This is a genomic window from Chitinophaga sp. 05T412, assembly GCF_056396465.1.
On the sequence record NZ_JBFTLN010000022.1, the window covers coordinates 49,346 to 72,554 of the forward strand.

At 44.8% G+C, this 23,209-nt stretch carries 15 protein-coding genes; 4 read left to right on the forward strand and 11 right to left on the reverse strand.

The features are described from left to right. The first annotated feature begins 77 nt into the window (after positions 1-77). On the forward strand, positions 78-587 hold the full coding sequence (locus AC1DFM_RS32610) for a helix-turn-helix transcriptional regulator (RefSeq protein ID WP_477080974.1): 510 nt from the start codon (positions 78-80) through the stop codon (positions 585-587). A 78-nt stretch (positions 588-665) separates the two neighbouring features. Here the strand turns inward: AC1DFM_RS32610 and AC1DFM_RS32615 are convergent, their stop codons facing one another. Then, positions 666-1,238: a hypothetical protein gene (locus tag AC1DFM_RS32615; protein WP_477080975.1), complete on the reverse strand. Its 573-nt coding sequence runs from the start codon at positions 1,236-1,238 to the stop codon at positions 666-668. A gap of 231 nt (positions 1,239-1,469) precedes the next feature. Between AC1DFM_RS32615 and AC1DFM_RS32620 the strand changes: the two genes are divergently transcribed. Further along, positions 1,470-5,606: a hybrid sensor histidine kinase/response regulator transcription factor gene (locus tag AC1DFM_RS32620; protein WP_477080976.1), complete on the forward strand. Its 4,137-nt coding sequence runs from the start codon at positions 1,470-1,472 to the stop codon at positions 5,604-5,606. 201 nt (positions 5,607-5,807) lie between these two features. Further along, complete coding sequence (locus AC1DFM_RS32625; RefSeq protein ID WP_477080977.1) at positions 5,808-7,391, forward strand: discoidin domain-containing protein; 1,584 nt, start codon at positions 5,808-5,810, stop codon at positions 7,389-7,391. A 170-nt stretch (positions 7,392-7,561) separates the two neighbouring features. On the opposite strand, the gene AC1DFM_RS32630 is transcribed toward AC1DFM_RS32625, so the two are convergent. The 10 genes from AC1DFM_RS32630 to AC1DFM_RS32675 form a co-directional block, all read right to left on the reverse strand. Further along, the gene (locus tag AC1DFM_RS32630) at positions 7,562-9,199 is read right to left on the reverse strand and encodes a RagB/SusD family nutrient uptake outer membrane protein (RefSeq protein ID WP_477080978.1); all 1,638 of its coding nucleotides are present in this window, start codon (positions 9,197-9,199) and stop codon (positions 7,562-7,564) included. A gap of 10 nt (positions 9,200-9,209) precedes the next feature. After that, the gene (locus AC1DFM_RS32635; protein WP_477080979.1) at positions 9,210-12,257 is read right to left on the reverse strand and encodes a SusC/RagA family TonB-linked outer membrane protein; all 3,048 of its coding nucleotides are present in this window, start codon (positions 12,255-12,257) and stop codon (positions 9,210-9,212) included. A 216-nt stretch (positions 12,258-12,473) separates the two neighbouring features. Continuing rightward, the gene (locus AC1DFM_RS32640; protein ID WP_477080980.1) at positions 12,474-13,274 is read right to left on the reverse strand and encodes a hypothetical protein; all 801 of its coding nucleotides are present in this window, start codon (positions 13,272-13,274) and stop codon (positions 12,474-12,476) included. 12 nt (positions 13,275-13,286) lie between these two features. Then, complete coding sequence (locus tag AC1DFM_RS32645; protein WP_477080981.1) at positions 13,287-14,069, reverse strand: hypothetical protein; 783 nt, start codon at positions 14,067-14,069, stop codon at positions 13,287-13,289. A gap of 12 nt (positions 14,070-14,081) precedes the next feature. Next, positions 14,082-17,492 carry a TonB-dependent receptor gene (locus tag AC1DFM_RS32650; RefSeq protein ID WP_477080982.1) on the reverse strand — a complete coding sequence of 1,137 codons (3,411 nt, stop codon included), beginning with the start codon at positions 17,490-17,492 and terminating at the stop codon, positions 14,082-14,084. 208 nt (positions 17,493-17,700) lie between these two features. Then, on the reverse strand, positions 17,701-18,699 hold the full coding sequence (locus AC1DFM_RS32655) for a FecR family protein (RefSeq protein WP_477080983.1): 999 nt from the start codon (positions 18,697-18,699) through the stop codon (positions 17,701-17,703). 64 nt (positions 18,700-18,763) lie between these two features. After that, complete coding sequence (locus AC1DFM_RS32660) at positions 18,764-19,540, reverse strand: RNA polymerase sigma-70 factor (RefSeq protein WP_477080984.1); 777 nt, start codon at positions 19,538-19,540, stop codon at positions 18,764-18,766. 94 nt (positions 19,541-19,634) lie between these two features. Then, complete coding sequence (locus tag AC1DFM_RS32665; protein WP_477080985.1) at positions 19,635-20,633, reverse strand: PDDEXK nuclease domain-containing protein; 999 nt, start codon at positions 20,631-20,633, stop codon at positions 19,635-19,637. A gap of 166 nt (positions 20,634-20,799) precedes the next feature. After that, entirely contained in the window at positions 20,800-21,141 is a 342-nt protein-coding gene (locus AC1DFM_RS32670; protein ID WP_477080986.1) for a YciI family protein, read from the reverse strand. 11 nt (positions 21,142-21,152) lie between these two features. Continuing rightward, a complete protein-coding gene (locus AC1DFM_RS32675; protein WP_477080987.1) occupies positions 21,153-21,743 on the reverse strand; it encodes an FMN-dependent NADH-azoreductase in 591 nt (196 codons plus the stop codon). Between the two features lie 164 nt (positions 21,744-21,907). Between AC1DFM_RS32675 and AC1DFM_RS32680 the strand changes: the two genes are divergently transcribed. Continuing rightward, the gene (locus AC1DFM_RS32680) at positions 21,908-22,828 is read left to right on the forward strand and encodes a pentapeptide repeat-containing protein (RefSeq protein WP_477080988.1); all 921 of its coding nucleotides are present in this window, start codon (positions 21,908-21,910) and stop codon (positions 22,826-22,828) included. The last annotated feature ends 381 nt before the right edge of the window (positions 22,829-23,209 follow it).

Here is a 23,209-nt window from a genome sequence, read left to right on the forward strand (position 1 = left end):
ATTTTTTTATGGTACAATTTGTACCAAATTAAATTATTGGGTAACTTTAGATACTTAAATCCAGAAGCACAATTACAATGAGAAAACTAAAGCAAGCCAGTAAAAAAATTGATGCTACTATTGTCCCCAATGATGGCTACAATAGAAGCTCAAAGAAAAAAGCTTTCATTGACGCAGCAGCTAAAGCACACCACTTACAAAGAAGTCCTGCCCGATTACTTAAAAATGAAATGTTATCTGTTTTATACACGATGGAGGCTTATCTATTGGATGAAAGCGTCACGCTTAAAAACATGAAAACGATAAAGGATTTCGCCGGCGATTTTCTTGCAGTGCTGAATCTGAAAAAGGGAGAATTTGCGTCACATATTGAAATAGACCTGTCTAATCTGAATAAATATTACAAGGATGACCGAAAGTTTAATCCGCAACTGGCGATAAAATTCGGTCACTTCTTTCATACTCCGGCTGACCTGTGGCTAAAAGTGCAGTTTAAAAACGAAATGATTGTTTTTGAGCAGGAAATTAAGTTGGAGAAAAAATATAAAAAATATGACTACGAGAAGGTATTACAAAATGCATCATAGATATACTAGTCGTGCATAACGACCGTCAATATTGAAAGTATTAGATCTACCCACATCATTTAAGCGGCCTGAGATATTTCACGGCCTCTTCACCACCACCGACGAATCCGGTGAACATTTATTAAAATTAAATCCAGCCTCGTCAAATTTAATCCAACAGCTACCGGTTGTATCGTCATCTCTTTTCACCTCCATCTTTTTAACAAATATCGGAATCATACCGTACTTGCTCAATTGATACGTCATTAAAGGCCCACCAGCAAAACCCTGATCTTTCACATAGGTCACTCTATAACCTTTTAGCCGCCATTCCTTTTCCACTGTAATACTGCCTGCAACCCCTCCAATAAAAGAAAAGAAGCCACAAAAAAGGAAAAGCAGTACAGAAATAACTGCCGTTGGTCCAAACTTATACTCATCTGTTGTAAGAATATACGCATATCCGGAGGCCAATGAAATATAACTCAGATAACCGTAAGCGTTATTCAGTACATAGCTATACCCTGTCAGTGCAGGTAACAGCAGCCCTATAGCTGTAAAGAATATAATAGCAATTGCTTTTTTGGGGTACTGCTGGTGCAGGAACCAACCCAATAGCGGAAAAGTAAAAAGAAATAATATGAAACCTGGGTGTTCAACGATGTATGACATAAGCGGGTATAAATAGATGTTTTATGTTATCATCGCAACTTAATAAAAAAACTAATTAACTCCGTTCTCCCCTGCAATCGATATCCCTGCAAAATCCGTTCTGTAATAAACAAAATACTATCACTCATGCGCTGAACTATTCTTTATTTTTGGATAGAACAATGACATGTAATAAGAAGGGAAACCGCTACTGATCACCTTATTCCACTATCAACCAAAAAATCTGCTGCATTGAATAAGCTTTATTTCGCCGCCCGAAAGTTAGCCTGTTGCTTCGTGATGACCTGTTTGTGGGTTGTCCGGCCCAGTAGTACTGTTGCACAGCTAAAATTATCTTATTTAGGCATTGAAGAAGGATTATCCAACAATACCGTAGCTGCCATTTGCCGGGATACTTATGGCCTCATGTGGTTCGGCACTTACGACGGACTGAATTGCTACGATGGAAATAATTTCAAAAAATTCCGGAACTGTCCCGGAGATCCTTCCTCACTCGCCAACAATGCCATTACTGCTGTTACGGAAGATCGGCAATCTAATATCTGGGTAGGAACGCATAAAGGTGTTGGTATCTATAACAGGCGCACAGAACGTTTTACAGCAGCATATTATACCAGTCGCTTCCCGAAAAAAATTATCCCCGGCATCAGCCGGAAGCTGGGCAATCAGGTCACCGCTATTAATCGAACCGCAGCCGGTGAAATGCTGGTAGGTACCGCATCAAGTGGCCTGATTATATATACGACTGATCACACACCAGGCATCCAGATACCTCTTGATGTAAACGGCGCCTTCAGCACTCATTATAGCGTAAATGCGATTTTAGTCAATCATGACGGGCGTACCTGGGTGGCTGTTGAAAATGGCGGCCTTTATGAACTCGATTCAAAACGGGAAAGACTGGTATGGCAAAGCGATGTGCCAGCTATTACCGGCTGTATTATTGCAGATAAACCCGGCAGTTTATTACTCGGTACGGAAAGAGGTTTATACCGCTACGATATCCGCCAACACCAGGTGCAGGATTATCTGCTGGCAGGGCAACCTCCCATCAGGTATAACATTCAATCCATGTACATCGATAGCACAGGCCTGCTCTGGCTCGGCAGCGATGGCAACGGTATCACCGTTATTGATAGGCATACCAATCTGGTAAAACCGTTGTCAGATTATACCGGAAAAGAAAATGCCTTAAGCAGCAATGCTATATATACCATCACAGAAGATAACCTGGGTCGTAAATGGATTGGTACCAACAGAGGTGGCATCAATATCATAGACAACCAAACCCTCCCCTTTCGGACTATCAGAAAAAAACCCACCACAAACACCACGCAGGCCGACAACTTCATCTTCTCCTTTTGTGAAACCAGCCAGCATAAAATATGGATCGGCACCGATGGTGGCGGCATCTCCATATGGGATAAGGCAAAAGGCAGTTATGAAAAAAGTATCAGCGGCAGCGACGCCGGCACCGGTCTTACCAACAACAAAATCARTAGCATCGTGGAAGACAGGGAAGGCCATATATGGGTGGGCACTTACGGTTCCGGTGTTTTTATGACCGACCAGCAGGGTAAACATTTCCATCCTGTTGGTAGTCCCCTTTTAAGAAGTCGCGCTATCCTGACATGGCGCTTGTACAAGAGTCCGCAGGGCGAAATATATGCAGGCACCCTGAACAACGGCGCCGACGGCCTGCTACGGTATGATACAGCGAAAAAGGATTTCGTCCGGGTAAAAAACTCGCTTTCCTCCATTTTATCAGTTACCCACGACCACCAGTCAAATTTATGGATGGGTAGTTTTTTTGAAGTGCGTTGCCTCGATGCACATGGCGACATTCTCCTCCATCGCAATATTGGTGTAGAAGTACGCGATATCCACGTAGCCGCCGATGGCAGCATATGGATCGCTACGCAGGGGCAGGGATTACAGCATTACGAAGAAGGTAAAGGCTGGAAAGTCTACACCGACAAAGAAGGCCTATGCAATAACAATGTGTTGAATATTCTGGAAGATAAAGCGGGTAACCTCTGGGCCAGTACGTTATCAGGACTCAGCAAATTTTCTGTGGCCGATAAAACGTTCGAAAACTTCTCCATGGCAGATGGGCTGCAAAGTGATCAGTTTTACTATAATGCCGCATTGAAACTATCATCCGGCGAATTCATTTTTGGTGGTATCAAGGGTTTTAACTTATTCAACCCGGATAATATTACCGCACCACAGGCCGTTTTTCCGCCGCTGGTGATAACAGGCATTCGTGTACTCAACCAGGCTATTACCACGGAAGGAAACTACCTGAACGGCAGCAGCATTCATGATGTGAGCCGTATTACCCTGCCCAGTGAAAAAGCGTATCTCTCCTTAAATTATAGCGCACTGGAATATTCTCTTCCCTCAAAAATAAAATATGCTTACTTCCTGGAAGGATGGGATAAAACATGGAACTATGTAAATGATATCAAAACAGCCAGCTATTCACAGCTACAGGAAGGACACTACCTGTTGCGTATTAAATGTACCAACGCCTACGGCAAATGGAGTACGAAAGAAACCGCGATCGCCATTATCATACTCCCTCCCTGGTACAGAACCTGGTGGGCTTATACCCTATATACCATCGCTATGCTGGTAGCCCTGGTCACCGGATTTTATTATGTAAGAAAGCAATCGCAACTGAAATATGAAATCAGACTGGCCGATATTAAACTGGCGCATGAGCAAAAACTGCATGAAAGCAAGCTCGCTTTCTTCACTAACATTTCCCATGAATTCCGGTCTCCGCTGGCAATGATCATTAACCCGGTCAGGGAATTGTTATATAGCGATGGTAAAGCGATAGATACGTTCTCGCTCGGCGTCATCTATAAAAACGCCCGGCGCCTGCTGAACATGGTCGACCAGCTGCTATATTTCCGGAAAGTAGAAAACGAAACGGGCGCGTTGAATATCGGGCAGGTCGACGTAGCCACACTGTTGAAAGAAATATTCCATTGCTTCACCAACGAAGCAAAAATGAAAGAATTGGTCTATGAGCTGCATTGTCCGGATGAACCGCTCTATTTGTGCGCCGACAAAGAAAAGCTGGAAATCGCGTTATTTAATATCGTATCCAATGCCATCAAATTTGCGCACTCGGGTATCCAGCTTTCTATCAGCAGCCATGAAACGGAGTTACAGGTTACCATAGCAGATGATGGCGCAGGCATCCCACCGGAAGTAGGCGATAAAATATTTGATAAATTCTATAACAGCCAGGACTTTGCAGCTGCCGCCTCCAAAGGTAAACGAGGCTTCGGTATTGGCCTTTTCCTGTCAAAAACCTTTGTGGAAATGCACCAGGGCACCATCTCCTATCACTGTCCCGATCATGGGGGCACTGTATTCACGATTGTGCTCAACAAAGCGGCTATGCAGCAGCAGTCGCCCGATCAGATGGAAGTAATTGCAGCGGCGCTGCCAGGGAAATCCAACCCCGAAGCCATATACGAAACAACCATGTTGCCGGCGGAAGATACAGCCAACACCGGACTGGACGAACTGGTGATGGACAAACGGGTATTGCTGATCATTGACGATGATCCCGAAATCAGGGAATATATCCGCTACCTCTTTGAGCATAAATATACTATTTCAGAAGCCGATAGCGCGGCCACCGGTTATGAACAAGTCAGCGCAAAAGAACCGGATATTATTATCTGCGATGTGAATATGGAAACCACCAGTGGCATTGACTTCTGCAATACACTGAAAGCAAATCCGCTATATAGCCATATACCGGTGATTATGTTAACAGGCGCCAGTTCTCCTGAAATAAAACTGAAGGGGCTGGAATGCGGGGCCAATGATTATATTACCAAACCTTTTGAAAACGACTTACTGATAGCCAGGGTAAACAGCATATTACAGGGACAGGACCGTTTGAAGCAGTTCTTTTATGATAATATTACCCTTAAAACAAGTAATTCCAGGGTACCCGAGGAATACCGGACATTTCTGGCCAACTGCATCGCTATTATAGAAGAAAACTGTGATACAGATGATTTTGATATCGCCAAATTCTGTGCAGCCATTGGTATGAGCCGATCCAATTTATACCGGAAAGTCAAAATTGTTTCCGGGCTTACCGTCAATGAATTCACCCGTTTAATCCGGCTACGTATTGCTGCAGGGTTGCTCATCAACACCGATTGTCAGGTAAAAGAGGCGGCCTTTCGTGTAGGCTTCAGCGATATTAAATACTTCCGGGAACAGTTTGTCCGGGTATTTGACATGCCGCCTTCCAAGTATATCAAGAAATACCGTACTGCTTTCAGTTCCCGGAGTACCCTCAGTGATCAGTTTTCCCGGGTCAGAAAATAAATAATGGGGGGCAGGCGTTTCTATTTACAACCCGGATGGAACATCTGTCCCCCTTTATTGGCTATTTACCCCCTCCTATATATACGTATTTTAGCGGACCTTCCCGTCTTATTGATAACAGTTTGAAAACCTGGTAGCACTTAAGTGAACATACATCTGTCAAAACCGTAATTCTTCATTTTAAACCTTAAACAGCAAACAATGACCAAAATCTTCCATTTCGTGTTAGCCGTCGCCGCATTTATGGTGGCAATAACCGCGTGTCAGAAACCGTCGGAATCTGCCACACTCCAAAAAAATGACGCTAAAAAAAACCTGGGCGTGGCGAATAGCGTTAGCAACGGCACCTATATGCTGAACGTAGTGTACTTTGTTCCCTCCGACCTCGATACCGTGCCGGGATATCGGGCAAGGCTAAACGGCGTATTCATGTACATGCAAAACTTTACCTCCAAATGGATGAACCAATGGGGCTATGCCGGCAAAACAATGGGACTGCAAACAGATTCCAGCGGGCTGCTGAAAGTACCGGTGATACGCGGGCAGCTGGGTAAAAACAGTTACCCTTACGACGGTGGCTCCGGCGCCGTGATGACAGAAGTAAATGCCTGGTTTGCCGCTCACCCCACAGAAAAAAAGAGCGATCATATCATGGTGATCATGCCTACGTATACTTATGGYGCCAATGGAGATCCCAGTGGCGGCCCGTTCTATGGTATTGGCCGCTGGTGCTTTGCACTGGACTACACCGGGCTGGATACCATCAACCTCGGCAAACCCGATGATAAATTTTCCACTAAATGGATTGGCGGTATGGCCCACGAAATGGGACATGGCATCAACCTCCCCCACAATGGTGGCGCCCAATCAGAAAATATCCTGTATGGCACTACGCTGATGGGTTATGGTAACGGCACCTTCGGTAAGGCGCCTACCTATTTCTCTCCAGCAGATGCGGCTATATTGGCCAATGGCCAGGTATTCAGCACGGTTACGCGGAGCGACTGGTACACCGATCCGGGATGTCAGGTAAAGCAGGTATATGCCAACTATAACAGCGGCTCCCAGAGCATTATCGTGTCGGGTAAATTTTCTGCCACCAAAGCGGTGAAGGACATTGCTTACTATAACCGCAACACCGGCAACGACAATGGCGGATACAATTCTGTCACCTTCGCCAGCAAGCCCATTGGCACCGACAGTTTTCGTATCGTGATGCCCGTTAGTGACTTCAGGGATAAAGGCAATACCAATTACGAATTCACCATCCGCTTATGCCATGAAAACGGCAGCATCAGCAGCTATGTGGCATCCTTTAGCTTCGTAAACGATGTGCCGGTGGTTACTTTCGGAGATAAAGTAGTATATGATAAAACCGGATGGTCCGTAGTTGCATTCAGCTCACAGGAAACGGCCGCCGAAAGTGGCGCCGCAGTAAATATCATTGATGGCTCCGGTAGCACGTTCTGGCATTCCCGTTGGTCATCCAATGCCACCAGCTATCCACACTACATTACTGTAGATATGGGTCAGGCGCTGGATGTAAACCGCTTTACTTTCAAACAACGGGATAGTCGCATGGTAAAAGTGGTAGAAATACTGACCAGCAATAACAACTCCACCTGGACTTCCCTCGGTGATTTTACGCTGGCACAAACCACCAATCCACAAAACGTCGTGTTGTCGTCCACCAAAAACTTCCGCTACTTCAAACTGAATATGAAAAGCGCTTATGATGGTCAGCAATTTGCGGCCATGTGTGAAGTAGGAACTTATAAAGATTAACAATGATAGGGATATACAAATTATCTAACCCCTCCATGTTGCTTTTTTGATTCACTGTTGATAAAAACCATCCGGGTATTCTTACCCGGATTTTTTATGCCCCTTCTTAAAAACAAACAGGCCAGCATCCGTGTGAATGCTGGCCTGTTGATTATACTAATTGGCTGGTATTACCATCCCTGATTCTGCGACAACTGTTTATCAATGTCTATCTCCGATTGAGGAATGGGTAAGTACCATTGTTTGGGGTCAAAAATCCTGTTCTGAAATATGGTGATCTTATAGCTTGTTCCAGCGGTATTCCATTCTATGGCTTTCATGTCGCCACCAAACGTCAGCTTCCATCTTCTGTCGTCGAAAAAGCGATGCTCTTCGTAAGCCAGCTCAATATTCCGTTCATGCCGGATAGCCTGGCGCATGGCGTCTTTCGACAGCCCTGCCGGTAATCCGGGCAATCCTGCTCTTGCGCGTATGATGTTAACGTAGCTGTAAATGAGCGGATCAGCAGTAGGATCAGCTACTGCCTCGTTTTTGGCTTCTGCATAATTTAAATACATCTCTGCCAGTCTGAACCACACCCAGAAATTAGGTCTGCTGGAGCCATCATACAAAAAGTTGGCATTGTGTGTATCTACCCATTTAGCGGTGTAGTAGCCGGTGTTGGTGTTATTGTTACCTCCTCTGATGCCATCGGCGCCACCTACAAAGGTTTCCAGCTTATAACTTCCACCCACTATGGCGCCGTTGTATAAAACGGTACCATAGAAGCGCGGCTCTCTGTTTGCATATGGTTTTTGCGGATCATAACCGGAAGAAGGATCAGTGATCGCCTTGCCATTGGCCATCTGGTACAGGTCCACCATATTCTGCGTGGGCACTATACAGCCCCAGCCACCCAGTCCTGGCGGAAAATAGTTTTGTTCCAGTCCGTTATCATTTCCGCTATAATTCAGCATGATGATTTCCGGATTGGCATATACGGAGAAAATCTCCTTGTAATTTTCCGCCACATCGGCATTGGCCGTATACAGATGATACTGATTTAAATCGATGACCGCTTTGGCGGCATCCGCTGCGCGTTGCCATTTGGCTACATCGTTACCCGTATTATTCAATGGGCTGGCGGCATACAGCAAGGTGCGGGACTTTAATGCCATACACATTCCTTTGTTGGCGCGGCCATATACGTTGGCAGATTGTGCAGAAGGTAACGGCAACAACGCTACCGCATCATCCAGGTCTTTGATAATAAACGCCACGCATTCATCGTAGTTGTTACGTGGCAGATTTAAATCGGAGGCGGCAGTAAAGGCTTCTGTTATAATCGGAAAAGCGCCATATGTTTTCAGGATATCAAAATAATAAAACGCTCTTAAAAACAAGGCCTCTCCTTTGATCCTGGTTTTAGCCCCCTGTTCATCTGTAGGCAATACCGGCACCTTATCCAGGTTCTGTAAGAGGATATTTACTTTGCGGACATCCTTGTAAGAATTTGCCCAGGTGGAGACATAGCTTTTAATATTTCCTGGTCCATATCCGCCTACATTAAATGTGCGCAGGGCAGTGGCGAAAGTAGGATCTCCTTCATCCGACAACGCTGCGAAGCCGTCAAAGTCGCCGGCAATATGGTAAAAGCCATTGGGTAAGTCGCCATAAATATTATTTAAAAACTGCTGTGTTTGAAGTACGGTCCCGAAAACTTTATCTTCAGAAATATTTTCATTGGGCGCCAGGTTCAAAAAATCTTTATTACAGGCAGATAAACTCCCGAGTGCAATAAAGAGTGCTGATATGATTCTACGATTCATGTTTTTACATTTAGAAGTTCAGAGACAAGCCAAAATTGTACACTTTCTGCTGCGGATAGGTTCTTCCCAAAGAGCCGTTCGGATACTCCGGATCAACAATCTTAATTTTAGACCAGGTCAGCAGGTTCTGGCCATTGGCAAATACCCGGATGTTGGAGATACCAATTCGCTTCATCAACTGCTGTGAAAAAGTAAACCCGATCTCCGCATTTTTCAGACGCAGGTAATTACCGGATTGCAGCGAGAACGTGGATATCCTGGTATTATTAGGATTTGTGCTGATGTCTATCCTCGGTTGAGTAGCGGTACTGGCGGTTTCCGGGGTCCAGCTATCGAGAGCTGTAGTCAGCGCGTTCCCGGAATTATAGAAAGGAACGGCTCCCCACTCAGTAAAGTAAACGCTGGAACGTGCGGTCCCCTGCAGCATCATGCTGACGTCGATTCCTTTGTAACGAATAGCCAGCATACCTCCGTAAGTAAATTGCGGGATATAGGAATAACCGATAGCAGTGCGGTCAAAATCATCTACCACTCCATCTCCGTTAACATCCTTATACTTTAAATCACCCGGAATTACATAGCTGGTAAAGGTTTGACGGGGGCTCCCCAGGATCTCATCCTTGGAATTGAAGAATCCGAGGGAAGTCAATCCGAAGTTTTGTCCCACCGGATATCCTTTGGCGCTTTGATATGCATACTTCGGAATAGGTTGGTTGTCGTCGATAACATTGCTCTTATTATAGTTGAAGTTACCCTTCACGCTTATACGGAGATTTTTCCCAATATGGGTATTTACACCTGCTTCCAGTTCAAAGCCTTTATTGTTTACTCTTCCTTTGTTCAATGGCACACCATTGGGGAATCCGGCAAATGACGGTGATACAGAGTTCACCAGGATATTCTTTCTATCTTCATTAAATAAATCAAAATTCAGGAATACCGCGTCATTAAAAAACTTGGCATCTATACCTACGTTGCTTTTGTAGCCACGTTCCCAGGTAACAAACGGATTACCTAAAAATCCTTCCGCAAGACCGCCGCTCTGGCTGCCATTCGGTGGATTACCCACATTGGTTCCATCCGCATTGGTGTAGTACGACTGGAACAAAAACCGGGAACTATTCAACTGGTCGTTCCCCACCACGCCGTAAGAGGCCCGCAGCTTCAGGTACGAGAGCTGATGTACATTTTCCTTTAAGAACGTTTCGTCGGACGCAATCCAGCCCAGTGCGGCTGCGGGGAAGAAGCCAAACCGTTTACCCTGGATAAAATTCTCCGATCCGTTATATCCGAAATCAAATTCTGCCAGGTACTTTCCTTTGTACCCGTAGGTGGCCCTACCGGAAACACCCTGCAAGGCATTAGGAATGTCGACGTTATTATTATTTTTTTGCTGAGAATAGATGACGGTTCCTCCAACAGAATGGTTTTCGGCGAATATCCGCTGGTAAGATAAATTGACCTGGTAAATAGAAAACCGCGACAAGCCATAACTGCCGCTCACCGGTTTTAATTTACTGCCGGTAAGCGTACGTACATAGTTAGTATCTCCATTCACTACGCCAAACTGAAACGCATCATAGGTTTTAGACCTGGTTTGTGATTGGGAGTAATTGGCATCATAGCTGATAGAAGCGCCTACACTTAATCCGGGCGTCACAAACGGGAGCTTCTGTGTAAGACTTAAAGATCCCTGCGAACGACCGGTATAGTTGATGGAATATCCTACATCCGACAATTCCGCCACGGCGTTATTGCTCAATTTAGTGGAAGACCCCCAGGAGCCGTCCGGGTTTTTAATAGGGCTCAGGTTAGGTGCAAAACGTTGAATGGTAAAAAATGGTTGGTTTTGATAAGCTGGTCCATTGATAGATCCGAAGCTACCAGCCAGGTCCAGCTTCACCAGGGTAGTTTTGGTGACATCAATATCCACATTGGCCCGGAAGTTATATTGTTTCAGTACCTGGTCAGAAGGATAGGGTGTGGGGAATTTCTTGTAAATACCTTCCTGTCTTAAAAAGCCGGCGGAAACAAAGAAACGTGCAAAGTTAGATCCCCCCACAATATTCATGTTGGTTCTGGAAAGCAGGGAGTTCTTTCTCAACAGCAAACTGGCGTAATCGTTATCGGGATACAGGTAAGGGTCTGTATGGTTTTTATATGCATCCAGGGCAGCCTGGCTGTATTGTGGCGGCGCACCGTTATTCACCAATGCCTGATTGTACAAGGTGGCATACTGATAAGAGTTCAGCACTTTCGGCAGCACGGTAGGCGACTGCAGCCCGGTTTGATGCGTAAAAGAGATCTCTGGTTTTTTGTTGGCAGATCCTCTTCGGGTTGTCACCAGGATAACGCCGTTAGCGCCTCTCATACCATACACTGCGGTGGCTGTGGCATCTTTTAAGATGCTCACATTGGCCACATCGCCCGGGTCAATGTCGCTGATGGTTCTTCCCTGCACACCATCCACCACTACCAGCGGCGCCGTTCCATTCAAGGTAGCCACGCCTCTGATATAAAGACTCGGCGCATCACTCCCCAGGTTGCCATTGGTTTGCCTGGTGATCAGACCCGGCAATCTTCCCTGTAAAGCACTGGCCAGGTTACTCACCGGGCTTTGTTTCAATTCCACGGTACCTACGGACGTGATCGCGCCTACTACGGATGCTTTCTTTTGCTCACCATATCCCACCACTACAATCTCATCGAGCCCTTTTGTATCTGTTTCCATGATAACGGATAAGGGTACATTTTCCGCACCCACCGACACCCGCTGCATACGGTAACCGATGATGCTAAATACCAATACATCCTTTGGATTGGCTTTAATTTCAAATTTTCCGTTACCATTGGTGGAAGCACCGCGATTGACTCCATCCACCTTAATACTTACATCCCGGAGCGGGACACCCTTCATATCCGTTACCTGCCCGGTAACGGTCATCAATGTGGAAACACTTCCCGTGTTCCTCTCCACCGCACTATTGGTCTTTTGTTGCCCTGTCATTGTTTGGGTACAAAACGCACTCAATAGCATCAGAAGTAGCCTTCTTTTCATGTTGCGATTTAGTTTTTTGGTTATTGTGTAGCTGTTGTTCACTGCCCCACGGCATAGGAAGAATTACCGTGGTTGATAGCAGCGTAAAAGTAACCGGGATGGCAGGAAGCAGAAGGGGGTCAATCGTTCATATATAGGGGGCAACCGTCCCATCAAACAAAAAAATACCCTGCCATCACTGACAGGGTAAAAAAATCACGCTAATATTTGCCTTTACTATCTCCGGTCCGAGTAAAAAAACAACCGGGAAAATCCCAGTTCCCATCCCCGCGGAATAATAAAATAGGGCTGAACTAATCCTTTTTCTCCGGCTTTGGGCAGCGATAAACCGGCGGCGGATAACTTGCTCTGTGTTTCATCCTCCGCGAAAGCCCATTCATCCGTAGTACCTGCCTTCGTAAAACAAACGCTCGCATTATCTAAATCGTTGGTGTTGGCGAAATCCTTCGCGGGCAGATAGTCCACATAGGTCCAGTTACGGGGACGAACATTTTTGGCCAGATAGGAACGATACGTCACACCCGTGTTCGCATCCACCCTATAGAGGAAAATATCCACCGGCACTTCGCTGTCCGGATATTGCAGGTAAAATCCCAATTGATTGGTACCTGGATTAGTTTCGGGTAAACGCAGCTCCTGGACTTTCCCATCTATATAAAGAAAATTAACCAGGGCTTTTGTTTCACCAACAGGTAAAGAATGGCGATACAAAATGCTGTCATTTGCCGGATTCCGGACCGTTAGTACCGGCGCCACCGATCCCGATCTGTAAGTGTATACGGCGTTAAAGCCAACCAATGAAGCAGGTTGAAAAACATACTTCGCACTCATCACCGTTTTATCATATTTGGTGGTATCTATTTGTACATGCAACGGATCACCACTTCCGTTATAGCCATTAATAATCACCTGAACGGCTAATTCCGCCGTTAGATCTTCTTTATTGCAGGCGATGCATCCAAACAGCAGGCATAGCAGCAGTATCGGTAGTTGTTGATATTTTATACTTGACATCATGAGTAGTTGTGTTTACAATTCCAGATTTTTGGTGAAGCGGATACTGTTATCGTCATCGGATTCGCTGAAGATATACACCTTGGCGGAGGTGCTGGAAGGAGACGGTACCGGAGCGGTGGACAAAGTCGCATGCCAGGAATAGTCAGTACCAGCGGTATAAAACTCATTGGTACCAGCCTTGTAAATGTAGGCCCGGAATAAAACAGCCGTCTTCTGCCCGTTGTACAGTTGACCGGCGGTGGAGAAGGTAGCCAGTGAGACAGATTCACTCATCTCATTAGGCTTTACATTTTTCAACCGGGTTATTTCTTCAAATACCTTCGGTGTCATATAATATTTACCCAGCACAATATCTACCGGCTCTTTATATTGGGTCAGTATCGGGCGGAACATATATTTCACTTTAATCTTTCCCTGTTCCACTGCAGGGCGTTCCGGCATATCGCCGGCCTTTCCGTCCAGGTATAAAAAGCTGATTTTAACCGGACCGTTGTCTCTTTTAAACACTTTCTCCATCACCAGTTTTCCTGTGCCCTGTTCTGTGATCTGCAGGTTTACTTTGTCCTGCTGCCCCGTAAACGAATAGCCCATTGTTTGATCAAAAGGCGCATTGGCAGAATATTCAAATAGAAACGTATCCAGTTTTAGTTCCAGTGGTACATCGCCGCCGTTATACCCATTTATGCTGACAGGCAGCACTTCGTCCTTATAATAGAAATCATTTTTACTTTTACTGCAGGAAGACAGCACCAGCAAGCTGGTGGCCAGGCTACAGATCATATTGTATATCTTCATGGATGTAATTTTTTAAAAAGAATAAGCGGCAGACAGACTAAAAGAGGTACCTATTTTACGGATAAAGGTGTCTTTATCACCAATCCTGGTTTTGGTTTTTCCATCTGCTGAAGTTTCATAATACCCATTTTCATATTTTTGGGAGAAGCCATACTTCCACTCGTATATTTGGCTCCACTCTGTTTCCGGGATAGCCGACAGGGACTGCCCCTTCCACTTATCCAGCACTTTGTAGGTACTGCTGCTATTGATGTAAAAGCGGTACGGATTATCCATCAGGTTAGCGATATTCAGTTTCACATCCAGGTTTTTATGCTTCAAAAAGCGATAGCTCAGCTGCACATCCATCTGGTTACGCGGCCGTTCATATTCCACGATATCGGGTGTCATACCGGTAGAGAAAGTTTTATAACCCATATGATTATACGCAAAGTTGGCGCCCAGGCGATTGCCAATGTATTGCAGCCCTGCATTGTACACTACAGGCACCTGTCCATATAAAGGCCTTTTTTCCCGCTGCAGCAGCTTGGTACGATATTCATAGCTGTTGCCATATTTATCCGGATTCATGCCCACTCCGACAAAGGAACTACCCTGCACTTCTGAACTTTGCAGCGTCAGGTTACCACTGAAGAACATATTATCCAGGAATTGCCATTCCGGCCTGATAAAACTGAGGCTTTTACGGATATCAAATTCAAAACCATGCACCTTTGCCCACTCGGAGTTCTGGGTGGTTACATATACACGCATACTGGCATCGGGCTGAATACGATATAGCTCCACCGGTTTATCGAAATACTTATAGAAAACGCCTGCGGAAATAACTTCCCCGGGCTTAGGATACCATTCCATCCGGAAATCGTAGTGGTCAATGGTGGTAGACAGCACACCTTCATTGCGGCGGTAAGCGCCAATAGCCGGATCAAAGCGGATCATACGTGAATTCTCAATCAGTGCAGGCCTTACCACAGACTGGGAATAGGCCGCGCGGATATTAATATTCCGTGTAGGTGTTACCGTTAAACTGGCAGAAGGCAGATATCGCCATTTTTTCTCCTCTGTTTCTGCATTGGCAAACGGGGTCACTATTTTTCCTGTTGCCGGATCTACAAACCTGTTTTTATGTGCCTGATCAATCAGCGTGCTAATCACCAGGTCGTTTGCACCATTTTTCAGTCGTTCATATTTATAATATTCTGCACGAATTCCCCATACCAGGCGTAACCAGCTGGTGAAGCGATTATCCATCATGCCATATATGGCCTGGTTCACATTTTTTCCTTCATAACCATTCTGGGAGAAAGTAGCAGGAAAGTATAGCAGGTCTTTCATAGGATCTTTGAACTCCAGGAATTGCCCCCACTGCTGCACCGGCACATAACCATATACACTACCGATGGGTTGCAGGGTGCCAATGGGTAATATGGTCCAATCGTAGTAACCGTGGCGCTCCATGTACTGGTAGCCGGTTTTGATCAGTTGCTTTTGTCCGGCTACCTGGAAATGATAGCTCAACGCTCCTTCTGCAATACGATTCGTTTCTTCATACTTGTATTGTCCGCGGTTAAAGGTACCGGTGCCGGGATTGGTAATTCCATTCGGGCTTACATTATACACTTTGCCATTCAGGGTATTGGTGGGCGCCAGCCACGCTTCTACCGCATCTTTCTCCAGATTATTGAGTTGATTGCGGGAGACATTCCAGTCGAAACGAAACGCACCAAAAGTATGTTCGCCATTGATGCGGGTTTGCAATAAGTCGATGAACTTAGGACGATCATATTCCCGTATTGCCGGTAAATCTTTACCAAAGCCAATATCGTTTCCAAAACCTACAATACGCGAAAACTGGTTACTAAACATCCGGGAGTAAAAATTCCTCACCGTGATTTTATGGTTTTTCGATGCCCACCCGGCATTGAATAAAGCGCCCCAGCTGGTATTGAAATTATACTGATGCGCATAAGTGGGTTCTAACTCCTCACCAGTTTCCACATCATAACCGTTGTTGCCTAATTTCTCCCAGGTGCCACGTTCGAAATGGGGAATATCATCAATAGATTGTTCGTTACGATAGCTCAATGAGCCCACAAAACCAATCCGACTACCTTTCAGCTGATAGCTGCGGCCCAGGCTGAACTGGTAGTTTTGGCCCGGCATCGCTTTGTAAGTACGTAAACCCATGCGTTCCAGTCCGCCGATTTTTTTATTCTGCTCTGCAATCATGGCCGGTGTGATAGGCGTAATGCCTGCCGTCGGCGTCGCATTGGGATTGGTAGGATTATAATTTTGATTCGTAAATATCAGCAGGTCTTTCGGGAAATGATCCCTGCTGCCATCATCAAAGCCCCAATAGTCGTTTTTGCCACGGCCGTATCCGAGGAAGTCCTTACCAGTACTACCGGCAATATATTTACTACCAATACTCAGTGTGGTAAATTTATTATCCGGAATAGCCAGGGTGTTGATCTGCACCAATCCGCCACCGAAACCAAAGCTCATATCAGGGGTAGCTGTTTTGGATACCACTACATTGTCGATCAGGTTACTCGGTACGATATCAAACTCAAAATCGCGCACCTGCACATCTGTGCTGGGTAATATGGCGCCATCCATCATCGCCAGGTTATACCGCTCTGCAATACCACGTACCACCACGCGACGATTGTCGTTGGTAGAAATTCCTGAAATACGCTTCAGTGTTTCCCCAATGTTCTTATCCGGTAGCGCCGCAATTTGCTCGCGACTGATACCATTGGTGATGCCCGCTTCATTCTTCTGACGTACATACAACGCCGCTGTACTTTCTGTTTTATACTTAGAGGTGATCACTACCTGGTTCAGTGTGCTGGTAGCGGGCGTCATCACTACATCCAGTCTTGTTACACGATTCTCCCCCACTACCACCTCGGTAATACGCTTTGACCGGAAGGAAACATAGCTTACCTCCACCGTGTACGTACCGGGAGGAAGGGATAATTGATAAGTGCCATCTGTCGCGCCAGGTACTACCATCCCCGTTTGCAGTACCCGGATAGTGGCCCCTGGCAACGGTTCATTCTTTTCATCTGTGACCTTTCCGATGATTCGTCCGGGCTTCTGCTGACGACTCACAGATACCAGGTTGCCCACCTGTTTAAATACCAGGCGATGATCAGCTGCCAGTGAAGCAAGTGTAGCGGCAAGCGTTTCTTTATGCACCTGAATGCTCACCGGGCCTAGTTTTCCAATGTCAAGCGGATAAGCGAAAGTAAAGCCCGACTGGCGTTCCAGTGCATCCAGTACCTGATCCAATGGCACCTCTTTCAGGGTCACGGATACCCTGACATCATTCATGTCCTGGGATTTTACCGGCTCAGCAACACTTGTACCTGCCAGCGTTAAAATAATGACTAGTACATTAAAGGCAAACCTGGTCATTGCACATAGGTGTTTAATTACATTCTTTTTTTTCGTAGAATTGTACATAGCTTTTAAAAGATTTGTTACATGGATTGTCAATAGATCACAAAAGCTACCCGGAAGTGGAGGCCTCGAACCCTCCGCTTCTTTTTCTTTCGGATCTTCTCTTTCTTTGCTGATAGCGCTAATTAGCTGATCACATATAGGATTTTTTTAGATGGAAGACTTATTTAATGATGATTTGTGTGTTGTTGAATTCATATTTAAATCCATTGCCGGCCGTACTTAAAGCCAACATAATATTGTGAAGGTTTTCATTCTTTAGTTTCAACTTGAAACGTTTCTGCAACAGTGTGTGATCCCTACAAACAAAAGTGACGCCATACCACCGGGAAAGACGCCTGGTGATATTCTCCAGTGTTTCGTAATTAAATATAAAGGCGCCTTCTCCCCAGGCTTTACTGTCAAGGGCATTGACTGCAGCTACTTTAGTGAGATGCGTATGTTTTGTATAATTAAATTCCTGATCGGGTAACAAGATCGTAGCAGCTGCATTTGTTGGCTCCGGCACCTTTACACCTACTTTACCGGTGGTGACGGTAACGGCTATATCCGCATCATCCGCATATGACCGCACGTTAAAAGAAGTTCCTAATACCTGTACCTGTAATTTATCAGTGGTAACAAAAAAGGGATGTTTGTCGTCCTGTTTTACGTCAAAGAAAGCTTCTCCATGAAGCATCACTGCACGGGTATCTCCTGTAAATATTTCTGGGTATTCTAAACTGCTGGAAGCATTTAAATATACGATGGTACTATCCGGCAGCTGAATTTTCAATAGCTTTCCGGTAGTGGTGCTGCTGGTAAGCATAGCCACAGCTGTGGGTTTGGCATGATTACGCAACAGATATCCACCCAGACCAAGCAATGTAATCAGCGGCGCCCATATAGCCGCATATTTCAGATAAGGGAATCGTTTAATTTTCTTTGGAGGCGGTGTGAGTGTCGCTACTTTCTGCTGAAACTTACGTTCCCAATGCTGCAGCTGTATTTCATCCACCGGAGTATCAAGATGGCTACGCTCCCATTGTTCATTAAGGATATCTTCAAAAATCTGATCGGCACCCGGCTGTTCCAGGAATCTGCGTATCTCGGCTATCTCCGCCGGTGTGCAGTTATTGCTGATGAATTTTTCGATGAGTGCTTTGTCAACCCGCTTTTCCATTTTTGTGCTTATACTGTTTAAAACACAAAAAAATAGCGGTACCCCTAATGCCCGTTAAAAAATTTTATTGAGACAGCAGGAAGAGGATAATGAGGGTTGTATCAGAAAGGGGTTTCAGTTTCTTTCTCAGGAACATCAATGACGCGCTCATATGATGTTCTACCGTTTTGACAGACAGGTTTAGCTGGCTGGCAATTTCCGGATAAGTAAGGTCTTCATGGCGACTCAGCTCAAATACCTTCTTACGCTGGGGACTCAGTGCGTGCAGGTGCTGGCTATACAAATTATCTAGTTCTGAAGTTAAGATAGTGTGATCCGCCGAACGGGAATCGGCAAAATCAATTTCTTCGGAGATTTTCAGGGAAGTAACAGGAAGGATCTTTTTGCGCCAGTAGTTGATCAATGTATTTTTCATGGCGCGGAAAAGATAAGGATTCAGGCTATCTGTGACGGTAATATCTCCTTTTCTCAGCCATAGGTTGAGCATTACGTCCATCACCAGCTCTTCTGCTACCAGGGTATCTTTAGTGAAGCTAAGCGTGTATTGATACAGTTTATTAAAATAGCGGCGAAACAATTCGTTGAAGGCAGTATGATCGCCTTCATTGCATTGCTGTAGTAGGTCTTTGTCTGACAAATCTTTCATTTCCTGGATCATTACAGTACCGAATTCGACAGCAACAAAATTAAACGATGGAAATGATGCGCATATTAAATAATCATTAATTAGGATAGGCGCAAAAAAAGCGTGATACCTTCTTTCGAACGTATCACGCAACGGGTGAAGGAAGCCACCGGGTCCGCTGAATGCAGCCAGCCGGTAGTTTCCTATTTTTAACATGACAATAATTTAATTATCCTGTTGAGAAGGGAATATTCGTTTTTGAGAAAGAGAATAGCTAACATGACTCGTTTCCCGGGCACTATTCCCAACACTAAGTTTTCTCCGTTTTTAGTATGTTCTCCGCTTCGAAAATATCGTGAAGCTTTTTTTGAAGAAGATTCTTATCAGGAAGTATGGTTTGATACTCTGCAATAAGTGTTGGCGATAGACATCTACTTAGTGTATACTCCACCACTTCCTTATCCTTATCTCTACAAAGTAATATTCCAATACTGGGATTCTCATTATCATTTTTAACGTCTCTATCTAATGCTTCGAGGTACAAATTAATTTGCCCCATATGCTCTGGCTTAAATCTGTCTGCTTTTAACTCAAAAGCGACCAGACACTGCAACGCCCTGTGATAAAATAATAAATCAATATAAAAATCATAATTTCCAACCTGAATTTTATATTCCTCCGCTACAAATAAAAAGTCCTTGCCTAATTCCAGTATAAAATTCTTCATTTCCTTCACCAACCCCTTTTGCAAATCATTTTCGTTAAACGGCTCTTGCAGGTTTAAAAAATCAAATATATAACTATCCTTAAATGCATTAGTTACATTCGGATGAATTTCTCTCAGCAGTGCTGAGAGTTTTGAATTACCTATGATCGTCCGCTCAAAAATGCCACTGTTAATCTGTCGCTCCAGCTCCCTGGAGCTATATTTTTCCCGAATACAAAGCTTAAGATAAAAATCACGTTCATTGTGAGATTTAGTGCGACTAAAAATGATCAAGTTACACGTCCAGGAAATTTCACGTAGTAACAGAGCAAGATCAGGAGAAGCCTCGTAGGTTTCATAAAATTGCTTCATACGCCAAAGATTCTTATCGGAAAACCCCTTCAGCTCTGGCTCATTACGTTGTATATAAAGTGCTAAATCGTTCACCACAGATTGCCCCCACTCCGCCCACTTTACTTTTTTGCTAATGTACTCCCCTATATTCCAATACAGGTTTATTAATTCAGTATTAACTGATCTCATTGCGGCTATTCGCGAGCTCCTGATCAGTTGAATGATCTCTAAAAATTGGTTGTCTAACATAGATACAATAGTCCTCATTACGCAGCTGTGAATTCATCCATTAATGTTAACTATACCTGATTAACAAAAAAAACACTAACTCGTCAAACAAAAGACAGCCGGAAGATATCTCCGGCTGCCAAATATTGTATCCAAATTACTGAGTCAATTAAGACACTGTATCTACTTACTCCCTCCCCAATATTTCCCTTACCTCCACATTTCCCCCGATCTTAAAAACCGGGCTTGTTTTAGCAATAGCCACCGCTTCGGCGATATCTTCTGCTCTGATAATTACATACCCTACAATGAACTCCTTAATTTCTGTATAGGGGCCATCCGTCACCACGTTATCCGCCCTCACTGTTTTAGCGCTGCCGGATGTAGGCAACAACGAATTGCCTTTATCCACTAATTTATGTTGCACATCCATGGCAGCTAACCACTCCATGCGTTCTTTCATCTGTTCCGGTGATGGCGTAAAATCAGCGATATCCCCTATTCTAAAAATTAATGCGAAATCCTTCATAGTCATATATTTTACAAGTGCGCTAAAATCTTTTGATAGTCTGGCTGAAAACCAGGCATTACGGTACCTTCTACCCTGAAAGTATGAATTTCTGCTGTTCCAACGTACGCATGAATGATGGCTTCAATATGCGATGTAATGAATTCATGACCACTGGGCCAATCTGCCAGTCGCCCGCCGGAAGCAATCGCCAGGTATATCTTCTTCCCATTCAGAAGCCCCTTCCTCACACCGGTGTCGTAACCATAGGTAATCCCAAAACGGACCAGCTGGTCGATCCAGGCCTTTAATACCGCAGACATACCCAGGTTATACATGGGCGTACCAATCACTAAAATATCGGCCTTACTGACGTCATCGACCACTGTATCGGCATATTTTAATAACTGCTGTTGCTCAGTGGAACCCGGATTGGTATAAAACGCTCCTACCAGGTCTTCTTTAATAAACGGCGGCGTTTCCCTGGTCAGGTCTCTTTCCACAACGGTGTCAATCTCCTGCCTGCTGATTAATTTGTCGATAATAGCGGAACTTAAGGCCCTGCTGTATGATTCATTGCCCCGGGCGCTGGAAATAATGTGCAAAGCTGTCTTTTTAGTCATAAATCGTGTGTTTGCCTTATGACGACTGAATAGCCCAAAGGGGGACATTTACCTCAACCATTTCATAAAAAACACTGTAAGTAGCGTAATTACAACTAACAGTTGCCGTTTTTTGTTGCTTCCAGTAAGGAAGCACAATATCTTTGTGGGGTAAAAAAAATCATATGGATACCCAGACTATTGGTGGTAAAATTGCCCAGGCGCGGAAAGCACAGGGAATATCTCAGGCACGACTTGCCCAACAACTTTTTATTAGTCCGCAGGCGGTGGGGAAATGGGAACGTGGAGAATCAATGCCCGACATCACGACTTTTAACCGCCTGGCGGAAATTCTGGGTGTTGACCTTAACTACTTCTCTGCAAATTTACCTTCAGGTACCAAAGACATCTCACCTGCAGCAGCGCCTGTTGTAGCACCAGCGGCCGAACCCCACTCCCGTTCGCAGGACCGGCAAGTACAAATTGACCTCACTGCCATTGACCTGCAACAGGAAAATTTCGCCGGTGTTACGCTACATAATGGAAAGTTCAAAGTGAGCTCACTACGAGGCGCTAACTTTACCGGCGCCGACTTAACCGGTACCTCCTTTAACACCCTGGATGCCCGGGAAGCTAATTTTGCGGCAGCGAATCTGACGGACTGCCACTTCTCCATCGTTGACCTCACAGACGCCGTGTTCGATAAAACGATCCTCGTACGCACAACCCTGCACATATCCGGGCAGGGCGCCAAATTCACGGATACCACCTTAACCGACGTCAACTTCAGTACTACCGAACTTAATAAAACCGTTTTTGAGCGCTGTATTTTTGATGGTGTTGATTTCAATCAATGCAATCTGGAAGATGCCTGCTTTGATGAACAAACCTTCGTGGGGGTGCGGTTTAACAAATCTTCATTAAAAAATGCTTCTTTCAAAGGCGCCACTTTGAAGCAGGTAACTTTCAAACTGCCTTTCTCTTTTACCAACAAATCCTACCTCGCACTGCAAAGCGTATGCTTTGATGGCGCTACCATGGATAAGTTAACGTATACGGCGCTGAAGGGATTACATGTTAATTTGACGAAAGTGATTGTTGTATAAAAATGTGCTTGGTCTCAATGCCAATGATGAAAGCAAAAACGACATTGACGGGCTTTTGGAGTCCTCGCAATTTTATGACAGGCTGGACAATAGTTTAAAGGTAATTCAAGCTGATGCTCCTTCCATAATCGGTTAACGATTCTTTCTTTAAGCATCGACTCAGATTCCATTGACGGGAAATGATACAACACTGTCTTCTTCGCCACCACTTCATCTTCTGTCATAAGCCCCTCACAGTAACGATAGATATAATCTTTCAGCTCAGTATACAGGGTATCCATTGCGGTGTATTTCAATGTAAAATAGAGAAAACAAATGGTTTCATCGATATCCCTTATAGGGCATCAATATCAAAATAACTTATCTTCATCCCTTCTTTAT